17 protein-coding genes and 1 pseudogene are annotated in these 17,237 nt (G+C 34.8%); 15 read left to right on the plus strand and 3 right to left on the minus strand.

The features are described from left to right. Positions 1-25 precede the first annotated feature (25 nt). From rplM to A4G25_RS11620, 4 genes and pseudogenes are all read left to right on the plus strand, one after another. Positions 26-463 carry a 50S ribosomal protein L13 gene (gene rplM / locus A4G25_RS11605; protein WP_047130844.1) on the plus strand — a complete coding sequence of 146 codons (438 nt, stop codon included), beginning with the start codon at positions 26-28 and terminating at the stop codon, positions 461-463. Positions 464-482: 19 nt separating this feature from the next. Beyond that, positions 483-875 (plus strand): 30S ribosomal protein S9, encoded by a 393-nt coding sequence (gene rpsI / locus A4G25_RS11610; RefSeq protein WP_047130843.1) that lies wholly within the window; start codon positions 483-485, stop codon positions 873-875. Between the two features lie 97 nt (positions 876-972). Continuing rightward, positions 973-1,440, plus strand: a complete 468-nt coding sequence (locus A4G25_RS11615) for a MarR family transcriptional regulator (protein ID WP_047130842.1) — start codon at positions 973-975, stop codon at positions 1,438-1,440. Positions 1,441-1,641: 201 nt separating this feature from the next. Further along, a pseudogene (locus A4G25_RS11620) lies at positions 1,642-2,960 on the plus strand (DHA2 family efflux MFS transporter permease subunit). A 67-nt stretch (positions 2,961-3,027) separates the two neighbouring features. Here A4G25_RS11620 and A4G25_RS11625 read toward each other — a convergent pair. Then, positions 3,028-3,570 (minus strand): cysteine hydrolase family protein, encoded by a 543-nt coding sequence (locus A4G25_RS11625; protein WP_047130841.1) that lies wholly within the window; start codon positions 3,568-3,570, stop codon positions 3,028-3,030. Positions 3,571-3,681: 111 nt separating this feature from the next. Between A4G25_RS11625 and A4G25_RS11630 the strand changes: the two genes are divergently transcribed. The 4 genes from A4G25_RS11630 to A4G25_RS11640 all read left to right on the plus strand — a co-directional run bounded on the left by A4G25_RS11630 (position 3,682) and on the right by A4G25_RS11640 (position 6,152). After that, positions 3,682-4,065, plus strand: a complete 384-nt coding sequence (locus A4G25_RS11630; protein ID WP_047130840.1) for an Lrp/AsnC family transcriptional regulator — start codon at positions 3,682-3,684, stop codon at positions 4,063-4,065. A gap of 13 nt (positions 4,066-4,078) precedes the next feature. Continuing rightward, positions 4,079-4,198 (plus strand): DUF7695 domain-containing protein, encoded by a 120-nt coding sequence (locus A4G25_RS13425; RefSeq protein ID WP_470409028.1) that lies wholly within the window; start codon positions 4,079-4,081, stop codon positions 4,196-4,198. A 103-nt stretch (positions 4,199-4,301) separates the two neighbouring features. Then, on the plus strand, positions 4,302-4,841 hold the full coding sequence (locus A4G25_RS11635; RefSeq protein WP_047130839.1) for a histidine phosphatase family protein: 540 nt from the start codon (positions 4,302-4,304) through the stop codon (positions 4,839-4,841). A 90-nt stretch (positions 4,842-4,931) separates the two neighbouring features. Then, positions 4,932-6,152, plus strand: coding sequence for a PAS domain-containing protein (locus tag A4G25_RS11640; protein WP_047130838.1), 1,221 nt, complete (start codon positions 4,932-4,934; stop codon positions 6,150-6,152). A gap of 52 nt (positions 6,153-6,204) precedes the next feature. Here A4G25_RS11640 and A4G25_RS11645 read toward each other — a convergent pair whose 3' ends face one another. Next, a complete protein-coding gene (locus A4G25_RS11645; protein WP_047130837.1) occupies positions 6,205-6,684 on the minus strand; it encodes a PTS sugar transporter subunit IIA in 480 nt (159 codons plus the stop codon). A gap of 177 nt (positions 6,685-6,861) precedes the next feature. Next, positions 6,862-7,383 carry a YfiT family bacillithiol transferase gene (locus A4G25_RS11650; protein WP_047130836.1) on the minus strand — a complete coding sequence of 174 codons (522 nt, stop codon included), beginning with the start codon at positions 7,381-7,383 and terminating at the stop codon, positions 6,862-6,864. Between the two features lie 219 nt (positions 7,384-7,602). On the opposite strand from A4G25_RS11650, the gene ppdK reads away from it, so the two are divergent. From ppdK to A4G25_RS11685, 7 genes are all read left to right on the plus strand, one after another. Then, complete coding sequence (gene ppdK / locus A4G25_RS11655; RefSeq protein ID WP_047130835.1) at positions 7,603-10,245, plus strand: pyruvate, phosphate dikinase; 2,643 nt, start codon at positions 7,603-7,605, stop codon at positions 10,243-10,245. Further along, complete coding sequence (locus A4G25_RS11660; RefSeq protein WP_047130834.1) at positions 10,232-11,050, plus strand: pyruvate, water dikinase regulatory protein; 819 nt, start codon at positions 10,232-10,234, stop codon at positions 11,048-11,050. The genes ppdK and A4G25_RS11660 overlap by 14 nt, the downstream gene beginning before the upstream one ends. 193 nt (positions 11,051-11,243) lie before the next feature. Continuing rightward, complete coding sequence (locus tag A4G25_RS11665) at positions 11,244-12,251, plus strand: NADP-dependent oxidoreductase (RefSeq protein ID WP_047130833.1); 1,008 nt, start codon at positions 11,244-11,246, stop codon at positions 12,249-12,251. Between the two features lie 143 nt (positions 12,252-12,394). Next, complete coding sequence (locus A4G25_RS11670) at positions 12,395-13,270, plus strand: alpha/beta hydrolase (protein ID WP_047130832.1); 876 nt, start codon at positions 12,395-12,397, stop codon at positions 13,268-13,270. Positions 13,271-13,342: 72 nt separating this feature from the next. Then, the gene (locus A4G25_RS11675; protein ID WP_047130831.1) at positions 13,343-14,359 is read left to right on the plus strand and encodes an NADP-dependent oxidoreductase; all 1,017 of its coding nucleotides are present in this window, start codon (positions 13,343-13,345) and stop codon (positions 14,357-14,359) included. A 12-nt stretch (positions 14,360-14,371) separates the two neighbouring features. Continuing rightward, on the plus strand, positions 14,372-15,385 hold the full coding sequence (locus tag A4G25_RS11680) for a zinc-binding alcohol dehydrogenase family protein (protein WP_047130830.1): 1,014 nt from the start codon (positions 14,372-14,374) through the stop codon (positions 15,383-15,385). 165 nt (positions 15,386-15,550) lie between these two features. Next, complete coding sequence (locus A4G25_RS11685) at positions 15,551-17,095, plus strand: BCCT family transporter (protein WP_047130829.1); 1,545 nt, start codon at positions 15,551-15,553, stop codon at positions 17,093-17,095. Positions 17,096-17,237 lie beyond the last annotated feature (142 nt).

Below are 17,237 nucleotides of genomic sequence, written 5' to 3' on the forward strand. Positions count from 1 at the left end.
AGTTATTATTAGGAGGACAATTATTATGCGTCAAACATTTATGGCTAATGAATCAAACATTGAGCGCAAATGGTATGTTATCGATGCAGCGGGCCAAACTTTAGGTCGCTTATCATCAGAAGTAGCATCTATTTTACGCGGAAAACATAAAGCAACTTATACTCCACACGTTGACAGTGGTGACTATGTAATCATCATCAACGCTGGACAAATCGAAATGACAGGTAAAAAAGCTTCAGACAAAGTTTACTACCGTCACTCTAACTACCCAGGTGGAATTAAATCAATCACAGCTGGTGAATTAAGAGAGAAAAACCCAGCACGTTTACTTGAAATTTCAATCAAAGGCATGTTACCAAGCAGCCGTTTAGGTGAAAAACAAGGTAAAAAATTATTTGTATATGGTGGCGCTGAACATCCACACGCTGCACAACAACCAGAAAACTACGAGTTACGTGGTTAATTAGAAGGAGGAAATTACATTGGCACAAGTTGAATATAGAGGCACAGGCCGTCGTAAAAACTCAGTAGCACGTGTACGTTTAGTACCAGGCGAAGGTAACATCACTGTAAACGGTAAAGACGTACGTGAATATTTACCATTTGAATCATTAATCTTAGACTTAAACCAACCATTTGAAGTTACAGAAACTAAAGGTAACTATGACGTTTTAGTTAACGTTCACGGTGGTGGTTTCACAGGTCAAGCACAAGCTATCCGTCATGGTATCGCTCGTGCATTATTAGAAGCTGATCCTGAATACAGAGGTTCTTTAAAACGCGCTGGATTACTTACTCGTGACCCACGTATGAAAGAACGTAAAAAACCAGGTCTTAAAAAAGCACGTCGTTCTCCACAATTCTCAAAACGTTAATTGTCGATTTCGATTATATACTCTCAGAGCAAATGCTCTGGGAGTTTTTTTACGTTATAATAAGTAAAGGAAAGCTTACGTTAAGGAGCCATGACTTATGAATAAAGAAGAAGAATTGATGTATAACTTCAGAGACTTATTTAATAAGATTGCTTATTTGAATAAGTTTGAAATGGAAGAAGCACTCAAAGGTTTAACATCTACTGAAGTACATTGTATTGAAGCAATAGAAGAAAATAAAGATCCTAATGTGAGAAAACTAGCAGAAACGCTTTATATGACTAGAGGTGCAATCAGTAAACTTACAAAGCGATTGATGAAAAAAGAGTTGATTGAAAGTTATAGAAAAGAAGATAATAAGAAAGAAATTTACTTCAAGTTAACTGATTCCGGTAAAGCAATATTCGATACTCACGAACAATTGCATGCTAAGTTTCAAAAGCGTGATGAAAAAGTATTTGAAGAAATGGACGATACGCAATACCAATCTATGATGGATTTTATTAATCAATATCGAACACATCTTAATGAAGAAATTAAAAAGCAAAATCGTACGATTAATTAAAGGTGACATTCCTGAAAATAAAGGAATGTCTTTTTTTATTTTCAATTATTGTTGACGAGGAAACAATAAAGTGATAAAGTTTATTTTGTTGAATAGGAAACAATATTTGAAAGGAGTATTAATATAGAACATTCTACTAATAAATTATCAAGAAAAACCCTAGCAGGTGCTTGGGCTATTGCATTAGGTGCAATAGCGCCTATGCTGGATTCTACGATGATTAATATCGCAATTCATCACTTAATCAAGGATTTTCATTCGTCTCTTAATATCATTCAATGGGCCATAACAGGTTATATGCTGGCATTGGCAATGGCGGTTCCAGTGTCTGGATGGTTGATGAATAGATACAATAGTAGAGCAGTATTTATCAATGCTACTGTCATTTTTGGCGTTATTTCTTAATTATTGGCTTAAGTACTAACGTATATCTATTTATCAGTTTGCGATTAATACAAGGATTCAGTGCGGGTATTATAACGACTCTAATGATGTCACTTTTAGTAAAAATAGCAGGACAAGATAAGATAGGTCGAGTCATGGCAATTGTAAGTACACCTATGATATTTGGTCCCATTTTCGGTCCAGTGCTTGGCGGATTTCTAACACAGTTTTTATCTTGGCGCTGGATATTTTTTATCAATATATTTGTAGTAATCATAGCAGTTCCATTAATGAATAAATATATTCCGAAATTTACACCATTTAATATAGAAAAGAAATTAGATGTAGCTGGGATGATTATGCTGATTGTATTTTCTGGTTCATTTATGTATGGCATTAATCAGTTAAGCCGAAGTAACAATCATATGTCTGCTAATATTTTCATTGTTATAGGTATTGCAAGTTTAATCTTATATATTCTCTATGATAAAAAACGACATAGTGAGACAATCCTTCCATTGTCACTATTTAAATATAAGTCTTTCTCGTTATCATTAAGAGGACTACTATTAGCTAACGCTGCGATTATGGGGCCAATGATTATATTACCGCTATTGTTTATCAATATTTATCATATGAATATGATTCAAGCTTCTTTAGCGCTCATTCCTCAAGGTGTAGGAATGTTAGTGACAAGACCATTGATTGGTAAATTAATAGATAGTAAGGGAGCAGAAATTGTAAGTCTTGTTTCAATTCTAATTTCTATCATTAGTACAATTCCATTTATTTTTATTTCGACTCATACAAGTTTATGGTGGCTATACCTCATGCTCTTTATAAGAGGAGGCAGTGTTGGGGGTATTATGCTCGGCTTTACAAGTTCAGCTTATATCGGCTTGGCAGATAAAGACTTGTCGACCGCAGGTGTGGCTATCAATATGATAGAAAATTTAGGATCAAGTTTCGGAACAGCAATGGTTGCGACAATAGCAGCTTTCTTTATGACTTCTAAAGTACCTTCTATAGCTCAAGAATTAAGCGGTTATCAAGGAGGGATCGCATTATCAGTTATCTTATTAATCTTCTTGTTAATACCGTCATTAAAATTAAAAGGCATCCAAAAAAACGACTAATATAGGATAACCAAGAAAAGCATGCTTGTTGTAGATATAAATACTAAAATGAGCATGCTTTTTAAATTTATTTTAAGAAAGTATTAGTTGATTCAACTTGTGCAAAAGCTTGCAGTGCAGCAATAAAACTTGTTTGTACTTGTTCAGCATCAACTTTATTTTGACCATATTCAAGAGATCGTGTAGCTGTTGCATCTTCGATTAAAATAGGTTGATAACCTAATTCTGCAGCAGCTCTCGTAGTTGAATCTACGCACATATGTGTCATCATTCCACAAATCACAAGTTGTTCTACATCCAATTCTTTAAGTTTGTTCTGCAGGTTGGTTTCTAAAAAGCTGTTAGGGTAATGTTTTATAATAATGTCGTCTTTTTCAGAAGGGTTCAATTCTTTTCGTAATTCAACACCTTCAGTATCTTTAACAAAGAAACTAGCATTAGGATCTTCATTAATATGTTGTATATATATAATAGGTTGATTATCTTTTTTGAAGCGTTCTTCTAATTTTAAAACATTATCTAAAGCAGATTCCGGTTGAAATAATTCCATATTGCCGCCTTTGAAATAATCGTTTTGGATATCAATAATAATTAATGCTTGTTTTGTCATAATTAAGCCTCCAACTTTTGATATTATTATTGTAATACCACTTTAAAAATAAAATAATGGTTTGATGAAAGCAGTATCATTCATTTATTTTCAACATGAAAAGGTGATTATATGGATAGTATAGATGAACAGATATTAAAACTTTTAACCGAGGATAGTCGATTGACACACAAAGAAATTGGTAAAGCGGTACATATGAGCGGTCAAGCTGTTGGTGTTAGAATTAATCAAATGATAAGTAAAGGGATAATTGAAAAATATACGATTAAACAATCATTTGATGACACGCAGTTCATAAGATTATTTTTAAATGGTCCATATTTTAAAAATATAAAGGACTTAAGTGTACAATTTAAAGAAATTGAAGATGTGTATCAAACAAGTGGACAAGCTTGTTTGATAATTATTTCTCATTTTTCTAATCAACGACTAAAAATATTTTTATGTGAGCTATCTAAATATTGTAGGTTTACTGTAGAAGCCAAGTTAAATTAAACATATTAAAGAAGTGAACATTTTGGAAAAATCATCAGAAGTATTGCGAGATATAATTGAATCTAAATCCAGTCACTATATAGTAAATTGCAAATACGGCAAAATCTTTCTAGATGGCAGCATCGAGTATTAAAAATTAATGTTAATGGCTATAGAAAGAGACAAAAATCTGAAGACTAAATCGATTTAAGTTGATCAATTTATGAAGAAGTAGAAGAAGAGGATGAAAAGTAAAAATGAAAATTTATTTTGTTAGGCATTCTTTAAGAGATAACAGTGTTAAGGAAGATATCATTGCGCCTTTAACTAAAGAAGGTCATCAAAAAGCTGAGTTGCTCATTGAATTCTTTCAAAATAAGAATATCGATATGATTTACGCTAGTCCATACAGAAGAGTGCTCGAAACTGTTAGACCAATCGCTGAAAGTTTAAAACTACCTATTAAGCAAGTGGATGGCTTACGTGAAAGAAAAATAGGTTGTTGGGTGGAAGATTTTTACGCATATGCTCAACAACAATGGCAAGACTTTTATTTTAAATTAGAGAATGGAGAATCCTTAAATGAAGTACAAGATCGAATTGTACAAACATATCATTCCATTGTAGAAGCCAATGATTATGAAACGCTCTTAATTGGCGGTCATGGTACAGCAATGTCATTATTATTTAATTATTTGACTAAAGGGGATTTTGATTATAATGATTTTCTTCAAATGAAGATGCCATCTGTTTATATGTGGGATACTGAGACTAAAAAACTTACTCATATACAATAGGTATGAACATTATCGAATTTTCGTTAAGTTATTTAAGTTATACACGAGGTATAATAGTATTAAGGATAAACCAGATTGCGGGTGTTAATAATGTTTAATATAAGTTCGGTTTCAAATGAAATAAAGGAAGAAGCAAAAGGTCTAATTGATCAAAATAATCATCAAGAAGACATTCAAGACAGTTTAAAACAATTTATTCAAAATGTTTCAAACGAGGAAGTATTAGAGGCTTTGCGCCAATTATATTATATAGAAAAATTTGCAACGATTGATGACATTGCCAATTTCATTATCAAACTTAATAAAGTTACAGAAAATCAATTAACCAAAGTCACACTTTCAGAAGACGCTGCACATCCAATTAATATTTTTACAAAAGAAATTGAATATTTAGAGGGCTTGGTTTCTGAAACGGGACAATTATTAAAAGAAGTAGAGATGGAAAATACAGATGCCATTAAATCGTTAAAAGATAGAGTCGCATCATTAAATGGTTTGATTGCACATTTTAATCGTAAGGAAAAGATTTTATTTCCAGTGTTAGAACGCAGAGGTATTTATATTCTTCCTCGAAAGATGTGGGCAGATGATGATATTATTCGCAATTATTTGAAACGACTGCAAAAACGTATTGAGAAAATTGGAGAAATAGAGTGGCGACATGTAGAAACAGCTTTTGTAGAATTTGAAGCGGTTTTTATTGAAATGCTAAAGCAAGAGCGTTTGCTATTAGTGCCTTTAATGCAAGACCAAATCAGTCCGGTAGAATGGGCACAAATTGCAGCTGAAAGTAAAGCGTTTGGTTATGCAATTAAAGTTTCTAAAGTATGGGATGATCCTGAAATTGAACCGCAATCTATCGATGCGGAATTAGATGCGAAAAAAGGAAAGCAAAATCTAAGGTTCGGCGGAGGATATTTAACAACAAAAGAAGCCGATTTAATCTTAGATAATTTACCTGTTGAAATCACATTTGTTGATAAAAATGGCGTATTCAAATACTTTAATGATTTAGTCGAATCATCTGAAATGATGTTTATTCGTACGCCTATTTCAATAGGGCGTAATGTTGCAAATTGTCATCCGCCAAAAAGTTTGAGTAAAGTAATGGCAATTATCAGAGATTTAAAAACAAAACAACGTGAGTCTGAATCAATGTGGTTTAAAAAAGGTGACAAGTTCATATATGTCACCTATAAAGCATTATTTGATGAGAATGATGAATATGTAGGTATTTTAGAATATGTACAAGATATTCAGCCATTCTTCAATTTGCCGCAAAGAATGAAAAGAAATGCAGAAAATAAATAACAAATGAAAAATCATCTTCGAATTTTAAAAGAATCGAAGATGATTTTTTAATTTAAGCTTTAAAGTTAGCTTGTAGGTAATCATAGATTGCATCAGTGTCTGTTAAAGTAAAGAATTCTGCTAAAGCATCTTTATCTTGAGTTTCGAAAAATGCGACAAGATCAGATAAAAGGTGAACTTGACTTGCTTTATCAGCATTTAAAATAACAAATAAGAAATCAACTGTTATATCTTTATGAGGTGAACTCATATTTTGAAAAACAATCGAGTTTGTTAATTTAACAGGGACAATTTTAGTATTGTTTACAAATTCAGGTTCTGTATGTGGAATGGCAACATTAGGATATGCTTTGCTGATGTTAGCTAAGCTGATTGCTGTTGGATAATTTTTTTCACGTTCTAGTACGTGTTCTAAAAAGTTATCTTTTACATCTCCTAATTTATATAATGCTTCTGATACTTCTGTAAAAACTTCTTCTTTACTAGTGGCATTCGATACGAATACGCTATCTTTAGAAAATAAATAACTCATAAGTTGCTGCTCCTTCTTCGATGTATATTAGTTAACATTTTTTCTTTTCAATTAAAGTATAGAATTTTGAATAGATGTACGTCAACTTATTAATTGAAAGTACGCATAATTAAATTTTGAAATGACAGTATTTTGTCATAATTAAAACGATCACGTTTTAGCAACAGCATACATTACTTATAATTCAGCTTCTTTCAAAGCAATACGAATGTGTTCTAAATGATGGTCTCCATGCCAAGCCATTTTGGAAATAAGGTCTGCTAAATTTTGAACACCTCCATCAGGATGGTACATTGTACGGAAATAAGCTTCTACTGGTAATGAAGATAATAACGATGCCCAGCGTTTATGGATGCCATTGATAAGGTCTAAAGAATATTCTAAAGGAACTTCGTTATCCGGCAATTCAGCCCATTCGTTTTCTTCGAATGAACATACATTGGGCTGATTTTCAGTCAAAATTAATTTTGTACGAATAAACCCATGCATATGTGCATCGGCAATATGATGTACTAAAGTTTGGACATCCCAACTTCCTTCTCTGTATGTTGCCTGCCGTGCAGTCTGTGATAGATTGCTAGTCAATGTTGTTAATTCCTCAGGTAATTTTTCTATTGCATCAATCCACCCTTCAATATCAGCACGATTGAAAGTTTCCGGCTGTACATAATGGCCAATTGGATATTGATTCTTCAACATATTATCCCCTCGATTCATTTAGTTAAAATTAGTATATCACTTTTATCTTGAAGGACGAATAATTCTCTCGAAAAGAGCAAAATATTACGATTTGATGAAAACCTTTTCGAAAAATATTTTGAATTAGTATGTTTTTTATTGTCAAAACGTTTTCAGTATGACATACTTTAAAATAATTAGTATGACACATTAAAAAGAAATATATGAGGTGATCTACAAATGACAAAATACATTTATGCATTTTCAGAAGGTAGTCAAGCTATGAAAGATCTTCTAGGAGGAAAGGGAGCCAATCTTGCAGAAATGAAACGACTTGGTTTGCCTGTTCCAGATGGTTTTACAATTACAACAGAAGCTTGTATTGAATACTTGAAACATGGTTCAACACTGTCAGATGAATTAAAAGAAGAATTACATAATCAATTGGCAGCATTCTCAGAACGTACTGGCAAAGCATTTTCATCAGATGAAAATTTATTACTTGTATCTGTACGCAGCGGGGCTAAAATTTCAATGCCTGGTATGATGGATACAATTTTAAATTTAGGTTTAAATGATGAAAACGTTGAAAAATTAGCAGATAAAACAGGTGATGCACGTTTTGCTTATGACTGTTATAGACGTTTGCTGCAAATGTTCGGTCAAGTCGTATACGGCATTCAAATGAATGCGTTCGATCAATACTTTGATAAATATAAAGAAGAACATGGATACGAAGTAGATGCAGATATTCCAGCTGAAGGTTTAAAAGAAATTAGTGACCGCTTCAAAGAAATCTATGTTGAAGAAGTATACAAACCTTTCCCTCAAGAACCACTCAAACAATTAACAGAAGCAGTAGAAGCGGTATTCAAATCATGGGACAACGACCGCGCACGTGTGTATCGTGACTTGAACGACATTCCACACGACATCGGTACTGCAGTCAATGTTCAAGAAATGGTATTCGGCAACAGCGGTGACCGCAGCGGCACAGGCGTTGCATTTACACGCAACCCAGTAACTGGCGAAAATAAACTGTTTGGTGAATATCTACTGAATGCACAAGGGGAAGATGTAGTAGCAGGCATTCGCACACCAAAGGAAATTGCAACATTAAATTCACAAATGCCAGATGTATACCAAGAATTTGTCGACGTGACTGAAAAACTAGAAACACACTATAAAGACATGCAAGATATTGAATTTACAATAGAAAATGCAAAACTCTATATCTTACAAACACGTAACGGCAAACGCACAGCTAAAGCCGCAATGAAAATTGCAGTCGATTTAGTAGATGAAGGTGTCATTACAAAAGATGAGGCGCTGACAAAGGTTGATGTGAAATCTATCGATACATTACTGCACCCAGCTTTTGAAGAAAAAGCATTAGAAGCTGCAGAAGCAATTTCTGAAGCAGGCTTGCCAGCAAGTCCAGGTGCATCAACAGGAAAAGTTGTCTTTTCAGCTGAAGACGCTAAAACACAAGCTGAACAAGGGGAAAAGGTCATCTTAATGCGACCAGAAACATCACCAGAAGACATTGAAGGTATGGTAGCGAGTGAAGCGATTGTGACAACACATGGCGGTATGACATCACATGCTGCAGTTGTAGCACGTGGCATGGGTAAATGCTGTGTAACGGGATGCTCAAATTTAAATATTGATACAGAAAATAAAGTCGTGAACTATCACGGTAAACAAATTCATGAAGGTGATGTGATTTCAGTAGATGGTTCAACTGGAAATATTTACCTTGGTGAGATTGAAACGACAAGTGCTGAACATAGTGAAGAATTCGACCGCTTTATGCAATGGGCAGAAGAAGCTGCGCGTTTAGGTGTACGTATGAATGCAGAAACGCCAACGGATATTCAAGCAGGCTACCAATTTGATGCATCAGGCATTGGACTTGTCCGTACTGAGCACATGTTCTTCGGTGCAGAACGTTTAGTACAAATGCGTCGTTTCATCCTAGCTTCTTCAAAAGAAGAACGTGTAGATGCATTAAATGAAATTCGCAAATACCAAACAGAAGACTTTGAAGAAATCTTCAGATTATCAAATGGCCGTCCGACTATTGTACGTTTACTCGATCCACCATTACATGAATTCCTTCCAAAATCAGATGAAGAAATTCAAATTGTATCTAATCAATTAGATGTGCAGCCGGATATATTGAAAAAACGTTTGAATGACTTGCATGAAGTAAATCCGATGCTCGGACACCGTGGTTGCCGTTTAGCTGTCACATATCCGGAACTTGCTGAAATGCAGGCTGAAGCGATTATCGGCAGTGTCATGCGTTTGAAGAACGAAGGTATTGAAAGCAAACCAGAAATCATGATACCGCTTGTATCAACAGTAGAAGAATTTAAAACGTTGAAAGACACAATTCAGACAACAGTTTCTGAATTAGAAGAAAAAGAAAGCAAGACAGTCAACTATCTTATTGGTACAATGATAGAAACACCTAGAGCGTGCTTAATCGCAGGTCAATTAGCACAAGAATCTGAGTTCTTCAGCTTTGGTACAAATGATTTAACGCAATTGACTTATGGTTTCTCACGCGATGATGCGGGTAAATTCATTGGTGAATATATTAATAGAGACTTGTTAACAATTGATCCGTTCCAAACATTGGATGTTGATGGCGTAGGACAATTGATTAAGACAGCAGTTGAACAAGCAAAAGCCAGCAACCCTCAAATTAAAATTGGAGTTTGCGGTGAACTTGGCGGCGATCCAAAATCAATTCATTTCTTTAACGATTTAGCAATTGATTATGTATCTTGCTCACCTTTCCGAGTGCCAGGCGCGATTTTAGCTGCTGCACAAAGTCAGGTAGAAAGCGAGAGATTGGTCGGTGGAAACAAATAACGAAAATTTAACTTTGTATATCGTGTCAGATTCTATCGGTGAAACTGCAATGCGGATGGCACATGCTACGTTGACGCAGTTTCCTGATTTAGAAGAACAAGCAGAAATTAAAAAATTTCCATTTATTAAAAGCGAAGAAGAATTTTTAACGATTTTGAATTTAGCGAAACAACGTAATGCGGTAGTAGTAACAACGTTAGTCAGTCCGAAATTCAACCGCATTGGGCAAACATTTGCCCAAGAAGAAAATATTCCTTATGTGGATTATATGTCTGGCTTATTAAGTATTATTGAAGACCGGACACATCATTCACCATTACGAGAAAGCGGTGCACTCAGAAAGTTAGATGAGCATTATTTCCAACGTATTGAAGCAATGGAATTTTCGGTTAAATATGATGATGGGAAAGTGTATGAAGGTATGGAAGATGCTGATGCAGTGATTGTAGGGGTATCACGTACTTCTAAAACACCACTCAGCATGTACCTTGCTAATAAAGGATATAAAATAGCAAATATTCCATTAGTGCCTGAAGCACCTATCCCTGAGGATGTATTCAATAAAAAAATGCTGGTATTCGGTTTAACAGCAAGTCCGAACTACATTATGAATATCCGGACAGAACGTATTCGTGTGTTGGGGATGAAAGGTTCAGCAAACTATAACAGTTTGCAGCGTATTAAAGAAGAACTCAGCTATGCAGAAGAGGTCTTTTCAAAATTTAATGCGACTGTTATCAACACAGAATACAAATCTATTGAAGAATCTGCATTCTACATTGAAAAATATTTAAATAGAAAATAAGTGAAAAGCTTATCCTTTTCATATATCAATTACTTTTTCTTTAAGAACCGCACATATAAAAATTAAATGAACTTCTCACATAAAAAATATATACATCAGACTGTGTTTGAGCACTCACACTCAAGCGCAGTCTTTTAATTTATCTAAATTCAGGGAAGAGATAAGCACTAAAAAATGTAAAGGAGATGTTGATATGGTTGAAAATCAACAAATTGTTTTAGCACAGTTTCCAGAAGGAATGCCAACCAAAGATGATTTTCGATATGAAGATATTAAATTACAGCAACCTGCAGAGAATGAAGTTGCAGTCCAAACGATTTATCTATCTATGGATCCGTATTTAAGAAATGGTATGTGTAAACATGACCCATATGTTACTTCTTTTAAATTAGATGAACCTATTGTAGGACGCATGGTCAGTAAAGTGACAGAATCCAGACATCCTGATTTTAAAGAGGGCGACTTTGTAGTAGGTGCAATGCCTTGGCGCTTATATAATACAGTGGATGGCAAAGAATTACAGAAAATTGAAGACCCTGCAGGACCTTTGTATCTTTATTTGAGTACATTAGGATCTCCAGGACAAACAGCATATCACGGGTTATTATGTATCGGTAAGCCGAAAGCAGGCGAAACGGTAGTGGTGTCTGCAGCATCAGGTTCTGTGGGTTCTGTAGTAGGACAAATTGCGAAGATTAAAGGTGCTAAAGTGGTCGGTATTGCAGGCGGAGAAGAAAAGAATCGTTATTTAATCGATGAACTTGGATTTGATGAAGCGGTAGATTATAAACGAGAGGATTATGCGGAAAAATTAGCTGAAGCCTTGCCTGACGGTGTAGATGTCTATTATGAAAATGTCGGCGGGGATGTCGCAAACGAAGTTTTTAAACATCTAAATACATTTGCGCGCATTCCAGTATGCGGTGCGATTTCGACGTATAATGCTGATGTGCCTGAATATGAACCGGCTATCCAGCCTATCTTGATTAAACATCAAGCCTTAATGCAAGGATTCATTGTCAGACAGTTTGAAGATGATTTCCCACGTGCATCTAAAGAATTAGCCCAGTGGGTAAGAGAAGGAAAAATTAAATCTAAGACGTCTATTGCAGAAGGTTTTGATCAAGTACCAAAAGCATTTGAAAATCTGTTTACTGGCCAAAATTTCGGCAAACAAGTTGTGCAAGTTGCTGAAGAATAAAAATAAATGATGAACAAGAAGAAGCGGATGAGCTTTGGCTCATTCGTTTTTTCTATACATACAAATTGCGCAGTCTTCTTGAAACAACTATACTTAATTCAAATATCTCTAAATTGAAAAGAAAAGACAAAGGGGAATGAAGGATGGATAAACAAGATCAACCTAGTAAAAAAACGACGCTTATCCTGATGATTGCAGCAATTATTCTTGGGATTTTAGGTATTGCTAAATATATGATGGATGGGAACCATCAAAGTAATCATGACACGACAAACAAATCTATCGGAACGCCGACTTTATTGATGCACGGCTATGGCGGAAGTATAAAGTCAGAAAAGTACTTTGCGCATCAAATTGAAAAAGAAAAGATTACGAAAAAACCAATTGTAGCTGATGTTACGCCTAATGGTCATGTCACTTTAAAAGGAAAGATACCTGAAAATGAAAAGCATCCAGTTGTATTGGTTAATTTAAGGGACAATGAAAATGGAGATTATAAGCAAAATGCATTATGGATTAAAAATGTTTTAAATGCATTGCAGCAGAAGTATCAGTTTGATCAATTCAATATGGTGACACATTCTATGAGTAATTTGTCGTTTTCATATTATATGCTTCAGTACAGCAATAACCCGGATTTGCCGACACTGCATAAAGAAGTAAATATTGCGGGTACTTTCAATGGTATCATCGGCATTAATGATGAGCCGGGAAAAGTTGAGTTGAATGAAGATGGCAAACCGAACAGAATGACTGATGAGTTTGTTGATTTATTAAATCTCAGAAAAAATAAAACATACCCTAAAGTAGAAGTATTAAATATCTATGGAAATGTTGAAGATGGCACGAATAGTGATGAACGTGTAACGAATGCATCTTCAAAATCATTGCGGTATTTATTAGAAGGCAATACTAAAAGTTACAAAGAAGTAATGATTAAAGGAAAAGGCGGTCAACACAGTCAATTGCATGAAAATCCTAAAGTTGCTCAGCAGCTGATTGATTTCTTATGGAAGTAAAAGAATAAGATTAGTTTTTTCATAAAACGGCAATGTAAATAGTATGTTAAATATGAACAAGGAGATGTAATGATGGTACAAAATCAGCAAATCGTACTCGCAAAGTATCCAGACGGTATACCAAAAGATGATGATTTTCGATTTGAAGATGTTGAGGTACAAGAGCCAAAAGAGGGTGAAGTACTTGTAGAAATAGCATATATTTCTGTAGATCCTTATATGAGAAATCGAATGAAACCATCAACAAATTCTTATATTGATGGATTTCAACTTGATGAACCGGTTGTCGGTTTAGGTGTTGGACAGGTCAAAACATCTAATGCCAGTGATTTTAACGAAGGCGATATTGTAACAGGAATGATGCCTTGGGCGACGTTGCCGACAGTTGATGCGAAAAATATTAGAAAAGTACCTGAATTAGATGTGCCGGCGTATTTATATTTAGGTGTTTTAGGAATGACAGGACAAACGGCTTATAATGGTTTGCTTGAAATCGGAAAACCTCAAGAAGGTGAAACGGTTGTTGTGTCAGCAGCTTCTGGTGCAGTCGGTGCAGTTGTTGGACAAGTTGCAAAAATCAAAGGTGCTAAAGTGGTCGGTATTGCAGGCGGAGAAGAAAAGAATCGTTATTTAGTTGAAGAATTAGGATTTGATCACGCGGTTGATTATAAACGTGATGATTATGCTGATAAATTAGCTGAAGCTGTGCCGGATGGTGTGGATGTTTATTTTGAAAATGTCGGCGGAACGGTAGCAAATGAAGTCTTCAAACACTTAAATACATTTGCACGAATTCCAGTTTGCGGTTCGATTTCTAAGTATAATGATAAAGAAGTATCTTATGAACCAGCGATTCAACCGATTTTAATTAAAAATCAAGCTTTAATGCAAGGTTTCTTAGTAATGCAATTCGAGAAAAACTTTGAAAGTGCTGGAAAACAACTTGCACAATGGGTACAAGAAGGTAAAATTAAAACAAAAACATCTGTAGCAGATGGATTTGATCAAGTTCCTCATGCATTCAGAAATTTATTTACAGGTGAAAACTTCGGTAAGCAAGTTATTAAAGTTTCAAATATTTTAGATTAATGAGGTGGTAGTGTGAAAGCAATCGGTGCAGATAAACCATTTTCCTTGTCAGAAGGAAATTTATTTTATGAATTTGAAAAAGACCAGCCTATTCCAAAAAAGAACGAATTGTTAATTAAAGTAAATGCTATCAGTGTCAATCCAGTAGACACAAAGATTCGTCAATCACCTGTTAAAAATCCGCCCCGAATTTTAGGATTTGATGCGGTAGGTGAGGTTGTAGCAGCAGGTCCGGAAACGGAATTGTTCACAGTAGGTGATGAAGTGTTTTATTCAGGTTCGCCTAATTATGATGGTTCAAATGAGCAGTATCAAATTATGGATGAGCGTTATGTAGCACGCAAACCAGATAATTTAACGAATAATGAAGCGGTGAGTTTACCATTAACTGGCTTAACTGCTTATGAAACTTTATTTGATGTATTCGGTATTTCATCTAATCCTGATAATAACAGAGATAAAACATTATTAATTATTAATGGTGCTGGCGGTGTCGGCAGTATTGCGACACAAGTTGCTAAAGAATACGGTTTACGTGTCATCACAACGGCAGGACGTAACGAGTCGAAAGAATGGTCAGAAATTATGGGAGCCGATTTGGTTCTGGATTATAAAGAAGATATGAAAGCTCAATTAAAACAACATGGTGTTGATCAAATTGATTATATCTTCTGTACTTTCAATACTGATTTATATTATGAAAAAATGATAGATCTGGTTAAACCAAGAGGTCATATTGCAACCATTGTAGCGTTTGAAGAAAAGCAAGATTTGAATCTCTTGAAAGATAAAAGCATTACATTTACGCACGAATTTATGTATACACGTGCATTATATGATGATGATGTGATTAAATATCATCGTTACTTGAATGATATTTCTAATAAAGCTGTAGGCGGCGCTTATCGACCAACAGTGACCAAAGTAATTGATGGTCTAACAGCTGATACGTTATATGAAGCACATGAAAAATTAGAAAGCCACAGTATGATTGGTAAACTAGTTATTAATATGGAAGAAGATTAATCAGTTAGGCTCAACTCTTTATTTTGAGGGTTGAGCTTTTTTATTTTAAAGTCAGATATATGCTACATTGTGTGGTGAAATGTTGAATCTATGTTTTAAAAGGTTCGATGACTTAAAAGAGGGTAATTATAAGACATCAACTTAATAGGGGGAAGTTTTTTCGTTATGAAACAGAAAAAAATGACGAAAGTATTTTGGTTTGCCTTAGCGATATGCACGATTTTTGTCGCTTTTGGTGCAATTTTTCCAAAACAGCTTGAAACGGGTACGCAACAAATTACAACATTTATTGCGAAAAATTTTACTTGGTATTATTTATTACTAGTGCTCGTTATTTTAATTGTATGTGTGTATCTTTTATTTTCTAGATATTCTAATATTACCTTAGGTGATGAGGGAGAAGATCCTGAGTTTTCTTTAAAATCATGGTTTGCGATGTTGTTCAGCGCAGGCATGGGGATCGGGTTAGTCTTTTGGACGACTGCAGAACCTATCAGCCATGCATTTACCAAAACGCCAATACATAAAGCGGGTACACAAGCTGCTATTGATGATGCCATGCAGTTTGCATTTTTCCATTGGGGTATTCATGCTTGGGCTGTTTACGGCATTGTGGCATTAGTTTTTGCATATTTCAGTTTCCATAGAGGTTATCCGGGCTTAGTAAGTGCGACGTTAGTGCCGCTGCTTGGAGAGAAAAGAATGCGCGGACCGCTTGGCGGTATGATTGATGTTCTTGCGATAATAGCGACGGTAACTGGTGTAGCTGCAACATTAGGGTTCGGCGCCTTGCAAATTAACGAAGGGTTGCACTTCTTATTTAAAGTGCCTTCTAATTTCGGTGTGCAAGTGATTATTGTAATTATTTCTACAGTTTTATTTACTTGGAGTGCTTGGTCAGGTATTGATAAAGGAATTAAAACATTAAGTAATATCAATATGATTTTAGCTTTTGTTGTTTTAATTGTATTATTCGCAGTAGGACCTACGCTTTATATTCTAGATATGTTTACTAACTCATTAGGTAATTACATTGCTAATTTCTTTAAAATGAGTTTGCGTATTCCGCAAAACGGCGGAGAGAAGTTCCAGTGGATGCAGAACTGGACAATCTTCTATTGGGCTTGGTGGATTTCATGGGCGCCATTTGTAGGAATTTTTATTGCCCGTGTTTCGAGAGGACGTACGATTAAAGAATTTATTTTAGGCGTATTATTTGTGCCGGCATTAGTATGTTTCTTCTTCTTTGCGGTATTTGGCGCATCTGCTATTTATTTGCAAGAAAATCATATTGCTAATATCGCGAAAGAAGCAACTGAAACAGCAACCTTTGCGACACTGGAACATTATCCGCTTGGATTTATTTTAAGTTTAGTCACTTTAGTCGTGATTATGATTTTCTTTGTGACATCAGCTGACTCTGCAACGTATGTGTTAGGTATGTTGAGTTCAAACGGCAGTATTAATCCAGCTTCTGTTGTAAAAGTGTCTTGGGGTGTCATTTTAGCATTATTTGCTTTAATTATGATTTATACTGGAGGCACACAAGCAATACAAAATCTATTAATCATTGCTGCGCTGCCGTTTTCGATTGTGATTATATTGATGATGTGGTCATTATTTAAAGCGCTCGCTGTAGAAAAACCGAGGTATCATAATTCGAAACAGACATATCGTGAAATTCTGTATAAGAAAAATCCAGAAAAATAATAAAGTTAAGGCATAAGTTCGTCAAGAGCTTATGCTTTTTCGTTTATACATAAAAATTAAATAAATTTAACTTAATGAGTTTTCTAACATATTTACGAGGGTAGTTTTAAAATATAAGAAAATTAAGTATTTGGAATGAGGA

Origin of the sequence: Staphylococcus condimenti (assembly GCF_001618885.1) — a bacterium.
Classification (GTDB): Bacteria; Bacillota; Bacilli; order Staphylococcales; family Staphylococcaceae; genus Staphylococcus; species Staphylococcus condimenti.

Excerpts from the sequence above, each read along its gene's own strand:
- rplM (WP_047130844.1), top strand. The coding sequence starts at position 26 with ATGCGTCAAACATTTATGGCTAATGAATCAAACATTGAGCGCAAATGG.
- A4G25_RS11670 (WP_047130832.1), top strand. The coding sequence starts at position 12,395 with ATGGATAAACAAGATCAACCTAGTAAAAAAACGACGCTTATCCTGATG.
- A4G25_RS11665 (WP_047130833.1), top strand. The coding sequence starts at position 11,244 with ATGGTTGAAAATCAACAAATTGTTTTAGCACAGTTTCCAGAAGGAATG.
- ppdK (WP_047130835.1), top strand. The coding sequence starts at position 7,603 with ATGACAAAATACATTTATGCATTTTCAGAAGGTAGTCAAGCTATGAAA.
- A4G25_RS11640 (WP_047130838.1), top strand. The coding sequence starts at position 4,932 with ATGTTTAATATAAGTTCGGTTTCAAATGAAATAAAGGAAGAAGCAAAA.
- A4G25_RS11630 (WP_047130840.1), top strand. The coding sequence starts at position 3,682 with ATGGATAGTATAGATGAACAGATATTAAAACTTTTAACCGAGGATAGT.
- A4G25_RS11625 (WP_047130841.1), bottom strand. The coding sequence starts at position 3,570 with ATGACAAAACAAGCATTAATTATTATTGATATCCAAAACGATTATTTC.
- A4G25_RS11635 (WP_047130839.1), top strand. The coding sequence starts at position 4,302 with ATGAAAATTTATTTTGTTAGGCATTCTTTAAGAGATAACAGTGTTAAG.
- A4G25_RS11645 (WP_047130837.1), bottom strand. The coding sequence starts at position 6,684 with ATGAGTTATTTATTTTCTAAAGATAGCGTATTCGTATCGAATGCCACT.
- A4G25_RS11615 (WP_047130842.1), top strand. The coding sequence starts at position 973 with ATGAATAAAGAAGAAGAATTGATGTATAACTTCAGAGACTTATTTAAT.
- A4G25_RS11675 (WP_047130831.1), top strand. The coding sequence starts at position 13,343 with ATGGTACAAAATCAGCAAATCGTACTCGCAAAGTATCCAGACGGTATA.
- A4G25_RS11650 (WP_047130836.1), bottom strand. The coding sequence starts at position 7,383 with ATGTTGAAGAATCAATATCCAATTGGCCATTATGTACAGCCGGAAACT.
- A4G25_RS11685 (WP_047130829.1), top strand. The coding sequence starts at position 15,551 with ATGAAACAGAAAAAAATGACGAAAGTATTTTGGTTTGCCTTAGCGATA.